This is a genomic window from Arthrobacter sp. SAFR-044 (genome assembly GCF_059414985.1).
The window spans coordinates 17,680-37,183 of record NZ_JBPFDN010000008.1 but is presented as its reverse complement, the minus strand read 5'-3'; the positions used below and the strand labels follow the sequence as shown (position 1 = coordinate 37,183).

The following is a 19,504-nucleotide window of genomic DNA, read 5'->3' as shown; positions in this document are numbered from 1 at the left end:
GTTCCCCGCGAGCGCCTGATGCACCCGGTTCTTGCATCCCGGACAGGACGACGGCGGCGGTGCTGGTTTTCGTGCTTGGCATGCGGTGAGCTTGAGTCATGTCCCTCAAGCTTCCCGCCGTCGACGTCCCGCCCCAGCCCTGGACCGGCAGGTTCGACGGTGACGGTCCTGGCCACCGCCGCTGGTGGCAGGCCGTCACCAGCTCCGGTCCGGCACAGCCCACGCCGGGAACCAGGCCCGCTGCCCTGTTGGGCTTCGCCAGCGATGAGGGGGTGCGCCGCAACAAGGGGCGCACCGGCGCAGCCGCCGCCCCGGCGGCGCTGCGGAAAGCGCTGGGCCCGCTGGCCTTCCATCTGGACCGCGCGGTGACGGACGCTGGTGACGTAGTGGTCTCCGGGGAAGACCTCGAGGCCGGCCAGGAACGGCTTGGCCAGGTGCTGGCAGCCCTGCTCGACGCCGGCCACCAGACTGTTGTGCTGGGTGGCGGCCACGAAACCGCCTACGCCAGTTACCTCGGCGTCAGCACGTCAGCCGCAGTTCAAGGCGGGCAGCGCCTCGGCGTCCTGAACCTCGACGCGCACTTCGACCTCCGCGACGAGCCGGTGGCGAGCTCCGGCACGCCGTTCCTGCAGATGGCCCGCGCGGAAGCGGACGCCGGGCGCGAATTCCGCTACACCGTCGTCGGCATCTCGGAACCGAACAACACCCAGGTCCTGTTCGACACCGCGGAAAAGCTGGGCGTCCGGTACCTGCTGGACGAGGACTGTGAAGCGGACCGGGTGCGGGACTTCGTGACGGCCTTCCTGGCGGAGATCGACGTCCTGTACCTGACCATCGACCTGGACGTGCTGCCCGCCGCGGTGGCACCCGGGGTAAGCGCGCCGGCAGCCTACGGCGTGCCGCTTCCGGTCATTTCGGCGGTATGCCGGCAGGTGGCGCGGAGCGGCAAGCTGCTGCACCTGGACGTGGCGGAGCTCAATCCGGCCTTCGATATTGATGGCCGGACGGCCCGGACCGGGGCGAGGCTGGTGGACACGCTGCTGCGCTGACGGCCTTGGCCCGGCGGTGGGTTTTTGGCCCCGTCAGGCCTTCAGGACGTACCGGCGTTCGGGCCGTCCCACCCCGTACTTGAGCCGAACGTCCAGCGTTCCTTCGTCGTGCAGGTATTCGAGGTAGCGGCGGGCGCTGACCCTGGAGGTGCCCAACTCCTCGGCCATCTCGGCCGCGGACACGTCTCCGGCGGCAGCGTTGAGGGCCGCCTCCACCAGCTTCAGCGTCTCGATGCTGCAGCCTTTGGGCAGCGGCCGTTCAGCGCGGTCCAGGCCGAACACGCGGTTGACGTCCGACTGTTCGGCCACGTCCTTGGACGCATCCAAGCCTTGGTAGGCATTGCGGTAGTGCTCCAGCCTCTCCTGCAGGTCTGTTTGGGAGAAAGGCTTGATCAGGTAGTGGACAATGCCGCCGCGCAGCGCTTTCCGGACCGTCTCGACCTCGCGGGCGGCACTGATCACCAGCACGTCCAGCTCCGGAGCGACAGCGCGGAGGCGTTGCATCAGGTCCAGGCCGTTGATGTCGGGCAGGTGGATGTCCAGCAGCACCAGGTCGGGCTGGAGGCGTTCGGTCTCGGCAACGGCCTGCACTCCGGTATGGGCGGCCCCCACCACGCTGAAACCGGGCGTGCGCTGGATGAAGCCGGCATGCACCTTGGCCACCATGAAATCGTCATCGACGATCAAAACCTTGATCACGGCCTGGTACTCCCTCGTTTCAGCACGGCGGTAAAGACTGCCCCATTATCGTTGGCCACCGTCAGGTTCCCGCCGCTCCTGCGGCACACTGCCCGCGACAACGCCAGCCCGAAGCCGCGGCCGCCGGCCGGGCCAGGGTCCTTGGTGGTGAAGCCCTGGCGGAAGATGTGGTCGGTGGAGCCGCCGGGAACACCCGGGCCGTTATCCCGCACGGTGACCACCACGTCTCCCCCGGCCTTGCCATCCACCCGCACCGTGACGGCTGCCTGCGGGAGCCCCGTGACGGCGTCGAACGCGTTGTCCACCAGGTTCCCCACCACGGTGGTGAGGTCCCGGGACAGCCCGTCATCAACCTTGTCCAGCGCGGAGGCCGCGTCCAGCTGCAGGGCCGCGCCCCGTTCGGTGGCGAGGCTCGACTTGGCGATCAGCAGGGCGGCGAGCGCGGGGTCCTTGATGCGGGCGCCCACTTCGTCATTGAGCCGGGTCCGGTCCACGGTGGCCCCGTTGACGAACTGGACTACCGAATCGTACTCGCCGATTTGGATCAGGCCGGAGATGACGTGGAGCTGGTTGGCGAACTCGTGCGCCTGGGCGCGCAGCGTGTCCGTGGCGGTGCGGGTGGTGCCGAGCTCATGCTCCAGTTCCGAGAGTTCCGTCCGGTCGCGCAGCGTGGTCACCGAGCCGACGACCCGGCCGCGGGACTGGAAGGGCATCCTGTTCATCACCACCAGCCGGTCGCCCACCAGCACCAACTGGTCCGGCCCCGGCTGCTCGCGGGTGAGGACTTCCTTGAGGGCGGGCTCGACGGCGAGGGCGGCCACGCGCTTGCCCACACAGTCAGGCGGGAGGCCCAGAAGGGCACGCGCACTGTGGTTGGCCACCGTGATCCGTTCGTGCAGGTCCAGCGCCACGACGCCCTCCTTGAGGCCGTGCAGCATGGCCTCGCGGTTTTCCACCAGGCTGGTGATTTCGCTCGGCTCCATTCCCAGCGTCTGCCGCTTGACGCGGCGGGACAGCAGCAGCGAGCCCGCGATGCCCAGGACACTTGCTACGCCCAGGTAAGTGAGGAGGTTGGGGACGGCGTCGCCAAGGCGTTCGAGCACCGTTGGATAGTTGCGGCTGATGGAGGCGATGCCGATCATGCGCCCGGTGTCATCCAGGACCGGAACGTGGGCCGACAGGAGCGGGGCGGGGGTCCCGCCCACCACTCCGGTCCAGGCGCGGCCTTCCATCACCCTGCTGGCACCGAGTTCCAACGGCTCACCGAGGAGGCTGGGATCAGAGGACGCCACTACGGTGCGGTCGATACGTGCCAGCGCCACCCGGGACGAGCCGGAGACGATCCGCACGGACTCCGCCACGGCCGGCAGTACTGCCCCGCCGCGCGGCTCTGTCTCCGGAAGGAGTTCCCGCACCACCGGGTTGCCGCCCAAAGCTTCCGCTGCCGACAAGGCCCGCCGGCCCTCGATCCGTTCAAACGCTGCGGCGGACTGGGCAAGGGAGATGGCAACGACGCCCACCAGGACCGCCAGGACTATGAGCAACTGCAGCAGAAGGTACTGCCCCGCAAGGGACATTCCTCGTCGTCGAGTCACAATGGTCTTCCTGGTGTTGCGGCAGGGCAAGGGGTTGTCCGGCGGATCGGGCAGGCCGCGGTGCGCGCAGGAATATGGGGCGCAGCGCCTGGGGTGGTACCGGGAACTATATCCCAAAGCCCGCAGCAGGGCCGCTGTGGGGATTCGGAAATGTGAACGCAATGAACACAACTTTCTCTGCGTACACAAGCGTGATCACCGTCACGGCCGCCCCTAGCATCGGAACCACAAGGCATCGGAACCACAAGTAAGCCGGTGCTGACCAGATTTGTTTTTGAGAGAAGAGGAACACATGCGCCAGATCCGCGCATTGCGAGTTGCCGCCGTCGCCGCCGGCATCGCCCTGATGGCCACCGGCTGCGGTGCCACCGGCAAGAGCTCCACCGGTTCGGAAAGCTCCGGCGCCGCAGCCGGACCCATCACCGGCCTTCAGATCATGGTCCCCAACACGCCCGGCGGCGGCTACGACACCACGGCCCGCGCCGCCGCAAAGGTCCTCGATGACGAGAAGATTTCCACCAACACCGAGGTGTTCAACCTGGCCGGCGCCGGTGGCACCGTGGGCCTTGCCCGGATAGTCAACGAGAAGGGCAACGGCGACCTTGCCATGCTCATGGGCCTGGGCGTTGTGGGTGCCAGCTATACCAACAAGTCCGAGTCAAAGCTGACGGACACCACCCCGCTGGCCCGCCTCATCGAAGAGCCCGGCGCCATCATGGTCAGCAAGGATTCGCCCTACAAGACGATCGATGACCTGGTGAAGGCCTGGAAGGCAGATCCCGGCTCCATCTCCGTGGGCGGCGGCTCCTCCCCCGGCGGTCCGGACCACCTGCTGCCCATGCAGCTTGCGGGTGCCGTGGGCATCGACGCCACCAAGGTCAACTTCGTCTCCTACGACGGCGGCGGCGACCTCCTGCCCGCCATCCTGGGCAACAAGCTGGGCTTCGCCGCTTCCGGCGCCGGCGAGTACCTGAAGCAGATCGAATCCGGCGAGGTCCGCGTCCTGGCCACCAGTGGCGAGAAGCGCCTTGACGGCGTTGACGCACCCACGCTCAAAGAATCCAACATCGACCTGGTATTCACCAACTGGCGCGGCGTCGTGGCCCCTCCGGGCATCAGCGACAAGGATAAGGCGGCCCTGATCGCAGCCCTGGAGAAGATGCACGGCACTGAGGGCTGGAAGGAAGCGTTGAAGACCCACAGCTGGACCGATGCCTTCATCACCGGCGACCAGTTCAAGACCTTCCTGACCGAGCAGGACAAGCGGGTGGCCGACGTCCTCACCAAGCTTGGGCTGGCGTGACGTCCCTGACCACAGGTCTCAAAGGCCGCTCCGAGCTGGGAGTTGCACTCCTGCTCGGGGCGGCCGGCGTCTTGGTCTTCCTTGACGCCAACGGCCTGGTAACCCCGTATTCGAAGTCTGATCCGGTTGGGCCCAAGACCGTCCCGTTCATCGTGGCCGGGATGCTGGTGGTCTGCGCCGTCCTGCTGGCCATCAACGTCCTGCGCGGCGGCAAGGGTGAGGCCGAGGGCGGCGAGGACGTCGACCTGGCGCACCCCGCCGACTGGAAGACCGTCCTGCCGCTGGCCGGTGCCTTCATCCTGAACATCCTGCTCATCGACTGGGCCGGCTGGGTGGTCTCCGGAACGGTCCTGTTCTGGGGCAGCGTCCTGGCCCTGGGCAGCCGCCACTTTGTCCGGGACGGGTTGATCTCCGTGGCCCTGTCCCTGCTGACCTTCTACGGCTTCTACCTCGGCCTGGGCATCGCACTGCCGGCCGGCCTCCTGGAAGGAATCCTCTAAATGGACGTCTGGTCCTCCCTGATGGACGGCTTCGCCACCGCCCTCACCCCCATGAATTTCCTGTACGCCGTGATCGGCGTCATCCTGGGCACCGCCGTCGGCGTCCTCCCGGGCCTGGGCCCGGCCATGACCGTGGCCCTGCTGCTTCCCGTCACGTACGCCCTGGAACCCACCAGCGCCTTCATTATGTTCGCCGGCATCTACTACGGCGGCATGTACGGCGGCTCCACCACCTCCATCCTCCTCAACACCCCCGGTGAGTCGTCCTCGGTGGTCACGGCCATCGAAGGCAACAAGATGGCCAAGGCTGGCCGCGCGGCACAGGCACTTGCGACGGCGGCAATCGGCTCATTCGTCGCCGGCACCATCGGCACGGCACTGCTGGCCGTCTGCGCACCGATCGTGGTGAAGTTCGCCGTGAGCCTGGGCGCCCCCAGCTACTTCGCCATCATGGTGCTGGCCCTGCTGGCCGTCACGGCCGTACTCGGCTCGTCCCGGCTGCGCGGTTTCGCCTCCCTGGGCCTCGGCCTGGCCATCGGCCTGGTGGGCATGGACTCCGTGACCGGCCAGCGCCGCCTGACGTTCGGCCAGCCGCTCCTGGCGGACGGCCTGGACATCGTGGTGGTGGCCGTGGCCATCTTCGCCGTGGGCGAGGCCCTCTGGGTGGCGGCACACCTGCGCCGCACTCCCCTGCACGCCATCCCGGTGGGTCAGCCGTGGATGGGCAAGTCCGACTGGAAGCGCTCCTGGAGGCCGTGGCTGCGCGGCACCGCCTTCGGCTTCCCGTTCGGTGCCCTGCCGGCCGGTGGCGCCGAGATCCCCACGTTCCTGTCCTACGTGACGGAAAAACGCCTCAGCAAGCACCCCGAAGAGTTCGGCAAGGGCGCCATCGAAGGCGTGGCCGGTCCGGAAGCAGCCAACAACGCTGCGGCCGCCGGCACCCTGACCCCCATGCTGGCGCTGGGACTGCCCACGAACGCCACCGCGGCCGTGATGCTGGCTGCCTTCACGAGCTACGGCATCCAGCCGGGTCCACAGCTCTTCGAAAGCCAGGGGCCCCTGGTGTGGGCCTTGATCGCCAGCCTGTTCATCGGCAACCTGCTGCTCCTGATTATCAACCTGCCGCTGGCACCGCTCTGGGCCAAGCTGCTCCAGCTGCCCCGGCCGTACCTGTACGCGGGCATCCTGTTCTTCGCCACGCTTGGCGCCTACTCGGTGAACCTGCAGGCGTTCGACCTGGTGATCCTGCTGGTCCTGGGCGCACTCGGGTTCATGATGCGGCGCTTCGGGCTTCCCGTGCTGCCGCTGATCCTCGGCGTGATCCTGGGCCCGCGGATCGAAGGGCAGCTCCGCAAGACCCTCCAGCTGAGCGCCGGCGACCCGGCAGGGCTGCTTGGTGAGCCGATCGCCGTCGGCATCTATGTCATCATTGGCCTCATCCTGCTCTGGCCCTTTGTCTACAAGCTGTTCCGCCGCAACCGGCCGGAGCGCCGGCCGCTGCTCCCCGCGAACTCGGGTGCAGCGGATTACAGTGACTAAGCAGCCGCACCAAAGCCACCTACCCATGTCGAGCAGAAACAAGGAGACACCATGACGGTCGTTGTGGGATACGTCCCGACCCCCGAGGGCGAAGCTGCCCTGACGCAGGCCATCACCGAGGCACGGAAGAGCAACACCACCCTGGTGCTGATCAACTCCTCCAAGGGCGAGGCAGCCGTGGACAACCGCTTTGCCCAGGAAGGCGACATCCAGGACATCGAGCAGCGGCTGGCCAGCCAGGGGATCCAGTACCTGGTCAAGCGGCCCGTCCGCGGCCATGACGCCGCCGCCGAGGTGCTGGATGCCGCCGAGGAGCACAATGCCGACCTGATCGTGATCGGCCTGCGCCGCCGCACCCCGGTGGGCAAGCTGATCATGGGCAGCACGTCCCAGCGCATCCTGCTGGAAGCGGACTGCCCGGTCCTGGCCGTGAAAGCGGTCTAAACCGCTGTGGCCGCCCGGGTCCGGTACAGCTCCTGGCGTTGGCGGCCCAGGCCCTCCACCTCTACCTCCACCACGTCGCCGGGCTGGAGGTAGGGGAAACGGCCGCTTAAGGCCACGCCTTGCGGGGTCCCGGTGAGGATCACGTCGCCCGGCTCCAGCCGCATGTACTGGCTGCAGTGGTGGACCAGCGTGGGCGCATCGAAAATGAGCTCTGCCGACGTTGAATCCTGCCGCGGCTCACCGTTCACCCAGCTGCGCAGCCTCAGGTTCCCGCCGTCGGTTTCAGCTGCCGGAACCAGCCACGGACCGAGGGGCGTTGACCCGGGAAGCGATTTTCCCTTGGTCCACTGGCCCGCGGCTCCCGGCAGCTGGTACTCCCGTTCAGAAAAGTCATTGGCAGTGACGTAGCCGGCAATGCAGGCTGCAGCTTCCTCCGTTGAGCCGAGGTAGCTGGCCTCCCTGCCGATCACGATCCCGAGTTCCACCTCCCAGTCGTATTGCGTGGAGCGGGGCGGAAGCGGGGCCGGGTCGAAGGGGCCGGTGACCGTGTTGCTGGGCTTGAGGAAGACCACGGGAATGGTAGGCGGCTCCGCACCCGATTCCGCGGCGTGGGCGGCATAGTTCATCCCAATGCCCACTACAGAGCCCGGCCGCGCCACAGGGGAACCAACCCTGAGCTCAGCGGCCCCTTCCAGGACCGGCAGCTCCCCCGCCTCCAGCGCGGCCCTGACCTTGTCCAGGCCGCCGGCGGCAAGGAATGCCCAGTTCACGTCAGCGGTAAGGGGCAGAAGGCTGAAATACCGGTCGGCGCCGTCCGCTGAGGGCGTCAGGACGGCGGGCTGTTCGCTGCCGATTTCGCCCAGGCGCATGATTCTCATACCGGATTCTCCTCAAGCTGTATCGATACGGGTTCCAGGCCCTCTGGTACCCGCTTCCATGGTCCTTGATTTCCCTTTGGCGCCGGGAACAGAACGCTTTATGACCGTCTCCGTTTCCTGGGAAAGGACAGTCATCTGACGTATGACGGAAGCAGCCGGTAGAATGGTGACGCCATCCTGGCACGAAACACAGAAAGTTCAGTACATGACTACAGCCACCATGGAGCACGTTCCCACCGCTGCCCAGACCGTCGACGGACCCGCCCCGCGGTCCATCAGCCTGGAGTTTTCCAGCGCCGATGAGGTCCACGCCGGACTGGAAGAGGCGGTGGCCGAACTGATTGAGGTTGCAGCACAGGAGGCCGCCTGCGGCATCCTGGTCACCAGGCTGCACCCGGGACGCTACACGGTAGCCCTGGATGAATCTGTACCGTTTGGCGAAACGTACGAGTCCATCGCCGCCTGACCAAAACCACAAAAATCCCCGCACGCCGTTACGGTGTGCGGGGATTTTTGTTGCTCGGTGCTGCCGGCCGGACTGCTAGCCGCGGCGGACCTGAACGCCGTCGGACTTCAGGAAGAGCTGCTTCTCGGCCGGACCTGAGGGCCCAGCCGGCACGAGCCAGAGGACGTTGCCGCTCTGCGACACCTCTTCCACCTCCCCGGCTGCCACCACATGCGCATGCTTGATGATCTCGACCCGGTCCCCGGCCTGGAGTGCCTTCCAGTTGGATACCGCGGCGGAATGGGCATTGCGCCTCGACAGGACTGCCCCACGTGCTTTCATTTGAACTTCTACCCCTTTGTATCGTTCTGCCGCCACAGCCTCTTTGATGTGACTTTCACTACATCTTCAGTTCTACTACACTCCCGGCGCCACGGTGGGCCGTGGCGCCGGAAATTCCGCACTTCGGACGGATGCGCAGCAGGCCTTGAAGATCCTTCGGTTTCAGGCGAGGGGCCCGACGGCGGATTCGGCCGCCGCCCGCACCTCCCCTGATGCGACCAGCCGGTCAGCCGCTTCGAGTTCCGGGGACAGGAAACGGTCCGTCCCCGGCCCCTCCACCACCTCGCGGAGCGCTGCCACCACCGCAGCGCCCGCAGGTCCCGGGGTCAGCACGCCGCCGGAGAGCTGCGTGCGGATGTCCAGGGCCCGTGCCGAGGTCACCAGTTCGATGGCCAGGACACGGCGGAGGTTCTCCACGGCCTTGCGCAGCTTCCGCGCCGCGTGCCAGCCCATGGACACATGGTCCTCCTGCATGGCGGAGCTCGGAATGGAGTCCACCGATGCCGGCACGGCCAGCCGCTTATTGTCCGAGACCAGGCCGGCCTGGGTGTACTGGGCGATCATGAGGCCGGAGTCCACCCCCGGATCAGCCGCGAGGAACGCCGGAAGGCCGTGTGAACGGGCGGGGTCGAGCATCCGGTCCGTCCGGCGTTCAGCGATGGAGCTCAGGTCCGCGACGGCGATGGCCAGGTAGTCCAGGACGTACGCCACCGGCGCGCCGTGGAAGTTGCCGTTTGAACTGACGCGGCCGTCGGGAAGCACCACCGGGTTGTCGATGGCTGCCGCCAGTTCCCGGGTAGCCACCAGTTCGGCGTGGTCCACGGTGTCGCGGACAGCACCGGCAACCTGCGGGGCGCAGCGCAGCGAGTAGGCGTCCTGCACGCGGGAGTCCCCCACCTTGTGGGAGGCGACAATCGGCGAGTCCGAGAGCACGCGGCGCATGTTGTCTGCGCTGGCCGCCTGCCCCGGGTGCGGCCGCAGCGCGGCGTGCAGCTCGGGCAGGAACACCTGGTCAGTGCCCAGCAGGGCCTCAACGCTCATCGCGGCGGTGATGTCCGCCGTCGCCAGGAGCTGGCGAAGGTCCGCGATGGCCATGAGGAGCATGCCCAGCATGCCCTCCGTGCCGTTGACCAGCGCCAGCCCTTCCTTTTCAGCGAGGGTGACGGGCTCGATGCCGTGCTCTGCAAGCAGCTCGGCGACCGGCCGCCCGCCGCGCCCACCGTATGTGACGCCGTCGGGCCCTTCCGCTTCCCCTTCACCCATCAGGACCAGGGCGCAGTGTGACAGCGGGGCCAGGTCACCCGAGCAGCCCAGGGAGCCGAACTCGCGGACCACCGGCGTGATCCCGGCGTTGAGGACGTCCACCATGGTCTGCAGGACCACCGGACGGACGCCCGTGCGGCCGGACGCCAGTGTCTTGGCGCGCAGGAACATGATGCCGCGGACCACTTCCCGCTCAACTGCCGGCCCCATGCCTGCCGCGTGGCTGCGGATCAGGGACTTCTGCAGCTGGGTGCGGAGTTCGTTGGGGATGTGGCGGTTGGCCAGGGCGCCGAAGCCGGTGGAGATGCCGTAGGCAGGGGTGTCGCTGGAGGCGAGGTCGTCGATGTGGGCGCGGACCTTGGCCACGGTTTCCAGGGCCTCCGGCGAAATGGTGACCTTTGCGTCATGGCGCGCGACGGCGAGTACATCCTGGGGCGTGACGCCGGCGGACCCAAGGGTGACGGTCAGCGGTTCGTGGGTGAGGATAGTCAATTTAGGTTCCTTGAAGAGGTTCCATCGACTGCTCCGTACCTGTCGTTTTCGGGACTCTAAACGACACTTACGGAGCAATCGATGCGGGGTTTGGCCGGGTCAGCGATTTTATGGGGCCACGCGGACAGGGTTCCCTGGCCGAGCTTGCGAGGTTAGGGAGTCCGTGGGGAGCATGGGAATCCGGACGCCGCGTTCCTTGGCGACGTCGAGGGCGCGCTCGTAGCCGGCGTCGGCATGGCGGATGACGCCCATGCCGGGATCGTTCGTGAGGAGGCGTTCGAGCTTTTCGGCGGCGAGGTCGGTGCCGTCGGCGACGGAGACCTGGCCGGCGTGGATGGAGCGGCCGATGCCCACTCCGCCGCCGTGGTGCAGGGACACCCAGGTGGCACCGGAGGCCGTGTTGAGGAGGGCGTTCAGCATCGGCCAGTCGGCGATGGCGTCGGAGCCGTCCGCCATGGCCTCGGTTTCGCGGTACGGGGAGGCCACCGAGCCGGAGTCCAGGTGGTCGCGGCCGATGACGATGGGGGCCTTGACCTTGCCTTCCTTGACGAGCTGGTTGAAGAGCAGGCCGGCCTTGGCGCGTTCGCCGTAGCCCAGCCAGCAGATGCGGGCCGGCAGGCCTTCGAATTCCACCCGTTCCTGGGCGGCGTCGATCCAGCGGTGCAGGTGCTTGTTCTCGGGGAACAGCTCCTTGATGGCCTCATCCGTGACGCGGATGTCCTCAGGGTCGCCGGAGAGGGCCACCCAGCGGAACGGGCCCAGGCCTTCGCAGAAGAGCGGCCGGATGTAGGCGGGAACGAAGCCGGGGAACTCGAAGGCACGATCGTAGCCGCCCTTGCGTGCCTCGTCGCGGATGGAGTTGCCGTAGTCGAAGACCTCGGCGCCGGCGTCCTGGAATTCCACCATGGCCTGCACGTGCCGCGCCATGGAGGCCTGGGCCTTCTTGGTGAAGCCTTCCGGATCGGCTGCAGCCTCACGGTGCCACTCGTCCACCGTGATGCCCTCGGGCAGGTAGCTGAGCGGATCGTGCGCGGAGGTCTGGTCGGTGACGATGTCAACGGTGAGCTCGCCCGCCTTGTGGCGGCGCAGGATCTCCGGGAAGACCTCGGCGGCGTTGCCCACGTAGCCTACGGACCAGCCGCGGCGCTCCTCCTTGGCTTTGAGCACCTTGGCGATCGCGGCATCGAGGTCGGTTTCGACCTCATCCAGGTAGCGCTTGCCGGCGCGCCGGCGCAGGCGGGACTCGTCGACGTCGACAATCAGGCAGGCGCCCTCGTTCAGGGTGACGGCGAGCGGCTGGGCGCCGCCCATGCCGCCGCAGCCACCGGTCAGGGTCAGGGTGCCCGCGAGGGTGCCGTCCTCGTCGCCCGACAGCTTCCGGGCGATCGCGGCGAACGTTTCGAAGGTGCCCTGCAGGATACCCTGGGTGCCGATGTAGATCCAGGACCCGGCGGTCATCTGGCCGTACATCATCAGGCCTTCGGCCTCCAGGCGGCGGAATTCCGGCCACGTGGCCCAGTCGCCCACCAGGTTGGAGTTGGCCAGCAGCACGCGGGGCGCCCACTCGTTGGTGCGGAACACGCCCACCGGCTTGCCGGACTGGACCAGGAGGGTTTCGTCCTTTTCCATGGTTTCCAGCGTGCGGGTGATGGCGTCGAAAGCGGCCCAGGAACGGACGGCGCGGCCGGTACCGCCGTAGACCACCAGGTCATCCGGGCGTTCTGCGACCTCGGGGTCCAGGTTATTCATCAGCATGCGCAGGGGCGCTTCGGTCTGCCAGGACTTGGCGGTGAGCTCGGTGCCGCGGGCTGCTTTGACCGGGCGGGCACCGGTAGTGAAATCGGCGGGTGCCATGGTGGGCTCCTTCTGGTGGTGTCTGTTGGAGGAAAGAAGTTCTGTATCCACTAAAGCCCTTTGGAAACCCTCTTCACAGGGCTTTTGCATGGGCGCTGTCCGGGATGCCAGACGCGGCTCGAAGCTCATTCCTGCTGCGCGCATTTGCCGGGCATTCAGTTGCCGGGCATTTACTTGACGGGCCGTCCGTGGATCCGGACCCTGAGCTCATCCGCCACCTTCTGGACTCGGGCAGCAAGCACCGGCCATTCTTCCGGAGCCAGTTTGTCTTCCAGGAAGGTGACTGCCACGGCCGCCGTCGGCCAGCCCAGATGATCGGTGACAGCGGCGGCGATGGACCCGAAGCCGGGGGTCACTTCTCCGTGCTCGGTGGCGTACCCTCGCTGCCGCACCTGGTCCAGGTGCGAGGAGAGGGCCGAGTACTTCATGATGGCGCCCTCCACCTCGTGCCGTGCACTGAAGGCAGCAGCGTTGGGGTAGAGCGCGCGCACCTGGGATTTGGGCAGTGCGGCCAGGATGGCGCGGCCGCTGGCGGTGAGGTGGCTGGGAAGGCGGACGCCGACGTCGGTCACCAGGGACGGGCGGTTCTTGGCCCGCTCCTCCACGATGTAGAGCACGTCCCGCCCGTGCAGCACCGCGAGGTGTGCGCTCTCGCCAATTGCGTCCACGAGGCTCGCAAGCAGGGGCCGGCCGAGGCGCGACAACGGCTCCTGCCGGGAGTAGGCGGAACTGAGCTCGAAGGCACTGATGCCCAGCCCGTACCGCTGCTCCTCGTGGAGATGCAGGACAAAGCCATTCGCCTCCATCACCCCAAGCAGGTGATAGACGCTTGACCGCGGCAGGTCCAGGTTGGAAGCGATCTGGGATGCCGCCATGGGACCCCGCCGCGAAGCCAACAGCTTGAGGATGCGCAGGGTGTTTTCCGCGGCGGGAACTTTCGACGACGCCTTGCCGGATGTCCGGGGAGCCTGGGCTTCGGCGGTTGATGTTGCGGAGCCCCGTGTTGCGGCGCTTAGTGCAGTGCTCATGGAGTGGAGTGGTCTTTCTGGCTAGCTCTGTCCGGTATCCCGTACTTAAGCTTGCGCCCTCTTGGGCAGTTGGTGCAGGGCCAACTGAACGCCAAGTGTCTGGGGTCCCAGACAAAGCCTCCGGGAGCAGGACGGAACTCCACTGGCAGCCGGGACGTTAGGAGTGGGCGCGCAGGAACCGGGCCAGGGCATCCTCCCAAGGCGACCCTCGGTGATGAACGACGTCGATGCCGCCGACTGACAGACCCTCGGGCCATCGTGGTGGTTCCCAGTCCTGGTGTTCGCTTGCGTAGAGGCGGCCGGCGGGTGAGGTCCAGCCGGGTGGCTCATTTCTGGTGGCCGGGGTTGGTTTCCAGCCCGTGGTGTGGCGGAGTTTGTGGTATTTCGGGCAGGGCTGGCCCAGGTTGCTGATCCCGGTGGTCACGCCGTTGGCCCAGCCGAGGATGTGGTCGGCGTCGTTGTCCAGGGAGTTGTTGCTGCAGCCCGGGAAGGGGCATTTACCATCCCGCATTCTTAGCCAGGCCCGCATCGCGCCGGTCACCCGGTAGCTCGTCCGCCCGATCTCAAGCGGCGCCCCGTCCCGCGGATCCACCAGCACCCGGTAAAACGACCCGGCGCCGCTCGCGACCAGGTCCCGTGCCATCGACGGCGGGATGGGCCCGGACCCGTCCAGCATCGCCGGCTCATCGGTCAACCCCATTAGGGAGAACACCGGGACCGTGAACAGGACCTGGGCGCGGATCGGCGAAGACCAGGGCTGCCGGACAGCGCCGGCATTCCCAGCACCACTGTCATCGACACCCACACCGGCGGCGGCAGTGTCGCCCGCGCCGTCCCTGGGGGCAGCCTCGTCGTCGCTGACTGCGTCGGATAAGGGCGTGGCACAGGTACCACCGCCTTGGGTGATACTGGCGCCGCCAAGAACCGCATGAACAAAGTTGTCGGCCCGCAGCTGCGGCATGCTCCGGGACTCTTCCGGGCCCTGCATGCTGCGGGAGATGGCGGTGAGCCGGTTCCACCCGGCCAACGCCTGGTCCGCGGGCAGGCAGGCCGACAGCCAGGCCATCCCCAATCTGGTCCGGCCGGAACTCCACCCGCCGCTCAGCCACCCCCTTGGCATGGCGCTTCTCAATGCTTTCCGAGTGGTGACGTTCCCGCCACGTCCTGGCCTTGGCCCTGAACCGGTGCGCCGGCATCTCCCAAGCAGGGCACCCACGCGCCGCGTCAGGTGCATCCGGGTCCAAGAAATGCGCTTCCAAGGCCGCCGCCCCCGCAGAATCCAGACACGCGGCCTCATCGGCCATCACCACCGCGTGCTGCCACGACAACGTCCCTGCCTGCAGCCCCGCAAGGGTCCGCGGCAACGAGGTAACAACGGCGTGCGAGATTGCCAGGAACGATGACGCCGCCCGCGGCCCCAAGGCCAGCACACAACCGATCTCCGCCGCGACCGCCATGTCCTGTGCTTGCACCGGCGTATCCGGCCCTGCAACAGCGTCAGCGGTAATGGCGTACCTTACCGCAGCCTTAGCCTTCAACGCGGCGATCCCTGATTCCACCTCCCGGCACCCGGCAAGAATGTCAAGGCAACCATCCGCCAAACCAGCCAACGGATCACCCGCCCGGAACGGCTCCGAACCGGAGCCCTGGGTCTCGCCGTTGAGCACAGCAAGAGCAGCCCGGATCTCCTCATATGCCCTGGCCACCGCTGCCCTTCCCATAAACACATCATCGCGCGAGGGTCTGACAATCCATGGCGGACAGGACTCCCGGCTGCGCCCCGTCGCAGCTCGAGTTGGCGGCGACAGTCTGGAACCGAAGACACCAACCCTGCGTGAGCCTCATCACGACGGACACGGAAATGGTCTGCTGGTTACCGGCTCCCCTCCCAAAGACGAGAAGGTAACTCTATGCAACCCACCCCAACCCGGACCCAAAGTCCGGTGGAAACGCAAAAGCCGGCAGCCGTCGTCGGACAGGTCCTCAACAGGGGCCTCAATATCCGGCACATCCGCTTCATGGCCCTGGGCTCGGCCATCGGCACGGGCCTCTTCTACGGCTCCGCCTCCGCCATCCAGAAAGCAGGGCCGGCCGTCCTGCTGGCCTACATCATCGGTGGCGCGGCCGTGTTCATGGTGATGCGGGCGCTGGGCGAGATGGCGGTTCGGCACCCGGTGTCCGGCTCCTTCAGCCAGTACGCGAGCCGCTACCTTGGCCCCCTGGCCGGCTTCGTGACCGGCTGGACATACGTGTTCGAGATGGCGATCGTAGCCATCGCCGACGTGACAGCCTTCAGCATCTACATGGGATTCTGGTTCCCGCAGGTGGACCGGTGGATCTGGATCCTGGCCGTCATCTGCTTCCTGGCCGCGCTGAACCTGCTCAGCGTTAAGGTCTTCGGCGAGCTGGAGTTCTGGTTCTCGCTGATCAAGGTCGCAGCCATCATCGCGATGATCGCCGGCGGCGCGGCCATCATCGTTTTCGGCTTCCAGGCCGCGGATTCCAGCGTGGCGCCCGGACTGGGCAACCTCGTTGACCACGGCGGCCTGTTCCCGAACGGCTTCGAAGGCCTGCTGGCATCCTTCGCCGTGGTGATGTTTGCCTTCGGCGGGATCGAAACCCTCGGCATCACGGCCGGTGAGGCAGCGGATCCCAAGAAGGTCATCCCCAAGGCCGTCAACACCGTCCCCGTGCGCGTGCTGCTGTTCTACGTCCTGACCCTGGGCGTCCTGATGAGCCTCTTCCCCTGGGACCAGGTTGGCACCACCGGCAGCCCGTTCGTGCAGATCTTCAGCAGCCTTGGCATCCCGGCGGCACCGCACATCCTCAATGCAGTGGTCATCACGGCGGCGCTTTCGGCCATCAACAGCGACATCTTCGGTGCCGGGCGCATCCTCTTCGGGCTCTCCAACCAGGGCCACGCACCCGCCGCCTTCGGGAAGGTCTCACGACACGGAGTCCCCTGGATGACCGTGGTGATGATGGCCGGAATCCTGCTGGTGGGCGTGGTCCTCAATGCTGTCATTCCAGAGGACGTGTTCCTGGTTATTGCATCGATCGCCACCTTCGCCACCGTGTGGGTATGGGTGATGATCCTGGCGTCGCATGTGGCCATGAAGCGGGAAATCGCGCGGAAGGGCCTGCCGGCGTCGGAATTCCCATCCCCGTGGTGGCCGGCCGCCTCTGTCCTCACCATCGCGTTCATGGTCCTCGTGATCGCCGTGCTGGGGGCCTTCGAGGATACGCGGATCGCCCTGTACGTTGGCGTGGTGTGGCTGGGGCTGCTGGTCCTGGCGTACCGCCTGTGGATCAAGGGTGACGGACGACGCCGGGCCCACCTTGAGGACGAAACGTCGCCGCTGCCGGTGGTCGGGGCTCCCCGCAGCGGCGAATAACGCCCGTCCCCTGCCCAAAGGTTAAAAGACAAAGGTGCCCGGTCCCCAAACAGGGGCCGGACACCTTGCCGTTCCGGTGCCCTAAGCGGCAGCAGCGGCGGCCCGAACCGCCTGGCCGAGGGACGTCGTCGGGCGCCCGATCAGCCGGCGGAGGTCGCCGGTGCTCACCAGGAGATCGCCGCGCGCGATGCCCAGGTCGGAGTCCGCAAGGATTTCCGCGAAAGCCTCCGGGACACCCACGGACGTGAGCAGGCCCGCGTAGTCCTCCGCGGGGAGGTCGTTGTAGCTGATGGCCTTTCCGGTGGCCGCGCTGATCTCCGACGCGAGGTCCGCCATGCTGAACGCCTCGTCGCCGCCCAGTTCGTAGACCTTGCCGGCCTGGTCGTCGGCCACCAGCACCGCGGCAGCCGCATGGGCGTAGTCGAGCCGCGAGGCACCGCTGACCTTGCCGTCTCCGGCACTCCCTGCAACGGCTCCCTGCGCGAGCGTCCCGGGCAGCTGCTCCGTGTAGTTTTCCAGGTACCAGCCGTTGCGCAGCAGCACGAAGGGAACGCCCGATTCGCGCAGCAGGGCTTCAGTGGCCTTGTGCTCGTCAGCCAGCCTCATACCGGTGGTGTCCGCGTTGGCGATGCTGGTATAGGCAAGCAGCTCCACACCCTCGGCCCTGGCGGCGTCGATGACGGTGCGGTGCTGGTCCACCCGCTGTCCCACTTCGCTGCCGGAGATCAGCAGCACCCGCGTGGCACCCTTCAGGGCAGCGGCAACTGAACCGGCGTCGGCATAGTCCATTGGCTGTACGCGGACCCCGCGCCCAGCGAACCCTGCCAGCTTGTCCACGGACCGGCCGGCCGCGACGATATCTCCGGCCGGCACGCCGCGTTCCAGGAGGGCTTCAAGAACGTGGCGGCCAAGCTGTCCGGTGGCGCCTGTAACAACGATGCTCACAATGATTCCTTTCGGGAACTTTTACTCTGTCAGTGGGCACAACCGGCCCGCCCGCAGATAACTTCCCGAAAGAGAGTACGCACTTTGAAGTAAGGTACTGACCTCCGGGTAAGCTGAGGTCATGAAAGCAGCTCCCCTGCCTCCCGCATTTGCCGACGGCGTGTTCGCGGCCGGGTGCCCCAGCCGGACCGTCCTTGACCACGTCACCAGCAAATGGGGCGTCCTGATCCTGGTTGCCCTGTCCGAGGGTGAGCAGCGGTGGAGCGATTTACGACGGCGGGCCGAGGGCATCAGCGAGAAAATGCTGGCACAGACGCTGAAGACGCTGGAACGCGACGGTCTGGTCAGCAGGAACGCGCAGCCGGTCATCCCTCCACGAGTGGACTACAGCCTCACGGAGCGGGGCTACGAGTTGAGCGCGCTCCTGGTGCCGCTGGTGGCCTGGGCGTTCGACAACGCCGACGAGATAATCAACGGGACCCAAAAGACCAAGTAGTACCGGCACCAGAACTCGAGTACCTGTTACTGGTGTGACTGGTGTGAATAGTGCATAGCGTTTGCGTACGGTGGCGGCCGGAATGGGAGGACCATCCTCTGCTGGGAGCATTCCGCCGATCAGCACCGTTAGCAGGCGGCGGGCTGCCGCTTGGAGGAGTTGGTCACATGGCCAAGGACTACGTACAGGATCTCACCGGCATGGGCCGGCCCCTCAGCCTCGGGGCTGCACTTGCCGGGGCATGGGGCCGGACGCTGACGGCCTTCAGCCCCCGCTGCCCCTACCGGGTTGGGGACACGGTCATCGGCGACGACCCCTTCAGCGGCAGGCGCGAAGGGGTCGTCGTGTGGCAGGACCGCCGGTCAGTAGGAGTGAAGACCCAGTACGGCGTCTTCTTCTTTGACCACCGGCTGGTCAAGCCCCTGGACTGAAGGACTAGCGGGCAGACCAGCCGCCGTCCATGGTGTAGCTGGCACCGGTGACCATGCCGGCATCCGGGGACGCCAGCCAGGCCACCAGGGACGCCACTTCGTCCGGTTCCACCAGGCGCTTGATGGCGGCTTCGGTGAGCATCACCTTGGCCAGGACCTCGGACTCGGGGATGCCATGCATCTTGGCCTGGTCCGCGAGCTGCTTCTCCACCAGGGGCGTGCGCACGTATCCGGGGTTGACGCAGTTCGACGTCACACCGTGCGGGCCCCCTTCCAGCGCGGTTACCTTGCTGAGTCCTTCGAGGCCGTGCTTGGCGGAGACATAGGCGCTCTTGAACGGGGATGCGCGGAGGCCGTGCACCGATGACAGGTTGATGACACGGCCGAACTTGTTGGCGTACATGTGCGGCAGGGCGGCCCGGATGAGCAGGAACGGGGCCTCCAGCATCAGGCTGATGATCCGGCGGAAGTCCGCGGGATCGAACTCCTCGATGGGGTTGATCCGCTGGATGCCTGCGTTGTTGACCAGGATGTCGCAGTCCAGGCTCAGTGCGGCCAGGGCGTCAACATCCAGCAGGTCCACTTCCCACGCACTCCCGCCCACCTCATCGGCGAAGGCCGAAGCAGCGGCGGCGTCGACGTCGGCCACCACCACCTTCGCTCCCCGCGCCGCAAGTGCGCGTACGCACGCTGCCCCGATTCCGCTGGCACCGCCGGTGACCAGCGCCTTGCGTCCATTCAACGTGTTGTCCATTGCAGTTCTCCTTGTGTACAGCCAACGACTTGTGCGCCCAAGCGGTCAAAGG

18 protein-coding genes and 1 pseudogene are annotated in these 19,504 nt (G+C 66.9%); 9 read left to right on the top strand and 10 right to left on the bottom strand.

The features are described 5' to 3' along the window. The first annotated feature begins 98 nt into the window (after positions 1–98). Positions 99–1,049, top strand: a complete 951-nt coding sequence (hutG, locus tag ACR65J_RS13385) for a formimidoylglutamase (protein ID WP_440169703.1) — start codon at positions 99–101, stop codon at positions 1,047–1,049. A 33-nt stretch (positions 1,050–1,082) separates the two neighbouring features. Here the strand turns inward: hutG and ACR65J_RS13380 are convergent, their stop codons facing one another. Together ACR65J_RS13380 and ACR65J_RS13375 are read right to left on the bottom strand one after the other, a co-directional pair. Continuing rightward, the gene (locus tag ACR65J_RS13380; RefSeq protein WP_440169701.1) at positions 1,083–1,748 is read right to left on the bottom strand and encodes a response regulator; all 666 of its coding nucleotides are present in this window, start codon (positions 1,746–1,748) and stop codon (positions 1,083–1,085) included. Next, entirely contained in the window at positions 1,745–3,325 is a 1,581-nt protein-coding gene (locus tag ACR65J_RS13375; protein ID WP_440170125.1) for a sensor histidine kinase, read from the bottom strand. The genes ACR65J_RS13380 and ACR65J_RS13375 overlap by 4 nt, the downstream gene beginning before the upstream one ends. Before the next feature lie 310 nt (positions 3,326–3,635). On the opposite strand from ACR65J_RS13375, the gene ACR65J_RS13370 reads away from it, so the two are divergent. Genes ACR65J_RS13370 through ACR65J_RS13355 form a run of 4 tightly spaced genes read left to right on the top strand, consistent with a single transcriptional unit; the run spans position 3,636 to position 7,129 of the window. After that, complete coding sequence (locus ACR65J_RS13370) at positions 3,636–4,646, top strand: Bug family tripartite tricarboxylate transporter substrate binding protein (protein WP_307431234.1); 1,011 nt, start codon at positions 3,636–3,638, stop codon at positions 4,644–4,646. Then, positions 4,643–5,146, top strand: coding sequence for a tripartite tricarboxylate transporter TctB family protein (locus ACR65J_RS13365; RefSeq protein ID WP_440169698.1), 504 nt, complete (start codon positions 4,643–4,645; stop codon positions 5,144–5,146). The genes ACR65J_RS13370 and ACR65J_RS13365 overlap by 4 nt, the downstream gene beginning before the upstream one ends. Continuing rightward, on the top strand, positions 5,147–6,685 hold the full coding sequence (locus ACR65J_RS13360) for a tripartite tricarboxylate transporter permease (protein WP_440169696.1): 1,539 nt from the start codon (positions 5,147–5,149) through the stop codon (positions 6,683–6,685). 51 nt (positions 6,686–6,736) lie between these two features. Then, a complete protein-coding gene (locus tag ACR65J_RS13355; RefSeq protein ID WP_440169694.1) occupies positions 6,737–7,129 on the top strand; it encodes a universal stress protein in 393 nt (130 codons plus the stop codon). Here the strand turns inward: ACR65J_RS13355 and ACR65J_RS13350 are convergent. After that, complete coding sequence (locus ACR65J_RS13350) at positions 7,126–8,007, bottom strand: fumarylacetoacetate hydrolase family protein (RefSeq protein WP_440169692.1); 882 nt, start codon at positions 8,005–8,007, stop codon at positions 7,126–7,128. The genes ACR65J_RS13355 and ACR65J_RS13350 overlap by 4 nt on opposite strands. 205 nt (positions 8,008–8,212) lie before the next feature. Between ACR65J_RS13350 and ACR65J_RS13345 the strand changes: the two genes are divergently transcribed. Beyond that, positions 8,213–8,473 (top strand): hypothetical protein, encoded by a 261-nt coding sequence (locus ACR65J_RS13345; RefSeq protein WP_440169689.1) that lies wholly within the window; start codon positions 8,213–8,215, stop codon positions 8,471–8,473. A gap of 75 nt (positions 8,474–8,548) precedes the next feature. Here the strand turns inward: ACR65J_RS13345 and ACR65J_RS13340 are convergent, their stop codons facing one another. The 5 genes and pseudogenes from ACR65J_RS13340 to ACR65J_RS13320 all read right to left on the bottom strand — a co-directional run bounded on the left by ACR65J_RS13340 (position 8,549) and on the right by ACR65J_RS13320 (position 15,152). After that, the gene (locus tag ACR65J_RS13340; protein ID WP_440169687.1) at positions 8,549–8,794 is read right to left on the bottom strand and encodes a hypothetical protein; all 246 of its coding nucleotides are present in this window, start codon (positions 8,792–8,794) and stop codon (positions 8,549–8,551) included. Between the two features lie 162 nt (positions 8,795–8,956). Beyond that, positions 8,957–10,549 (bottom strand): histidine ammonia-lyase, encoded by a 1,593-nt coding sequence (gene hutH / locus ACR65J_RS13335; protein WP_440169684.1) that lies wholly within the window; start codon positions 10,547–10,549, stop codon positions 8,957–8,959. Positions 10,550–10,657: 108 nt separating this feature from the next. Then, on the bottom strand, positions 10,658–12,403 hold the full coding sequence (gene hutU / locus ACR65J_RS13330; RefSeq protein ID WP_440169681.1) for a urocanate hydratase: 1,746 nt from the start codon (positions 12,401–12,403) through the stop codon (positions 10,658–10,660). Positions 12,404–12,573: 170 nt separating this feature from the next. Beyond that, complete coding sequence (locus tag ACR65J_RS13325; protein WP_440169678.1) at positions 12,574–13,431, bottom strand: IclR family transcriptional regulator; 858 nt, start codon at positions 13,429–13,431, stop codon at positions 12,574–12,576. A 157-nt stretch (positions 13,432–13,588) separates the two neighbouring features. Then, positions 13,589–15,152, bottom strand: a pseudogene (locus ACR65J_RS13320) (HNH endonuclease signature motif containing protein). A gap of 189 nt (positions 15,153–15,341) precedes the next feature. On the opposite strand from ACR65J_RS13320, the gene ACR65J_RS13315 reads away from it, so the two are divergent. After that, positions 15,342–16,826, top strand: coding sequence for an amino acid permease (locus ACR65J_RS13315; RefSeq protein ID WP_440169676.1), 1,485 nt, complete (start codon positions 15,342–15,344; stop codon positions 16,824–16,826). Between the two features lie 81 nt (positions 16,827–16,907). Here the strand turns inward: ACR65J_RS13315 and ACR65J_RS13310 are convergent, their stop codons facing one another. Beyond that, positions 16,908–17,771 (bottom strand): SDR family oxidoreductase, encoded by an 864-nt coding sequence (locus ACR65J_RS13310; RefSeq protein ID WP_440169673.1) that lies wholly within the window; start codon positions 17,769–17,771, stop codon positions 16,908–16,910. A 121-nt stretch (positions 17,772–17,892) separates the two neighbouring features. Between ACR65J_RS13310 and ACR65J_RS13305 the strand changes: the two genes are divergently transcribed. Together ACR65J_RS13305 and ACR65J_RS13300 are read left to right on the top strand one after the other, a co-directional pair. Beyond that, positions 17,893–18,267: a winged helix-turn-helix transcriptional regulator gene (locus ACR65J_RS13305; protein WP_440169671.1), complete on the top strand. Its 375-nt coding sequence runs from the start codon at positions 17,893–17,895 to the stop codon at positions 18,265–18,267. A 167-nt stretch (positions 18,268–18,434) separates the two neighbouring features. Further along, positions 18,435–18,698, top strand: coding sequence for a hypothetical protein (locus ACR65J_RS13300; protein ID WP_440169668.1), 264 nt, complete (start codon positions 18,435–18,437; stop codon positions 18,696–18,698). 4 nt (positions 18,699–18,702) lie between these two features. On the opposite strand, the gene ACR65J_RS13295 is transcribed toward ACR65J_RS13300, so the two are convergent. Continuing rightward, positions 18,703–19,452: a 3-hydroxybutyrate dehydrogenase gene (locus tag ACR65J_RS13295; RefSeq protein ID WP_440169666.1), complete on the bottom strand. Its 750-nt coding sequence runs from the start codon at positions 19,450–19,452 to the stop codon at positions 18,703–18,705. Positions 19,453–19,504 lie beyond the last annotated feature (52 nt).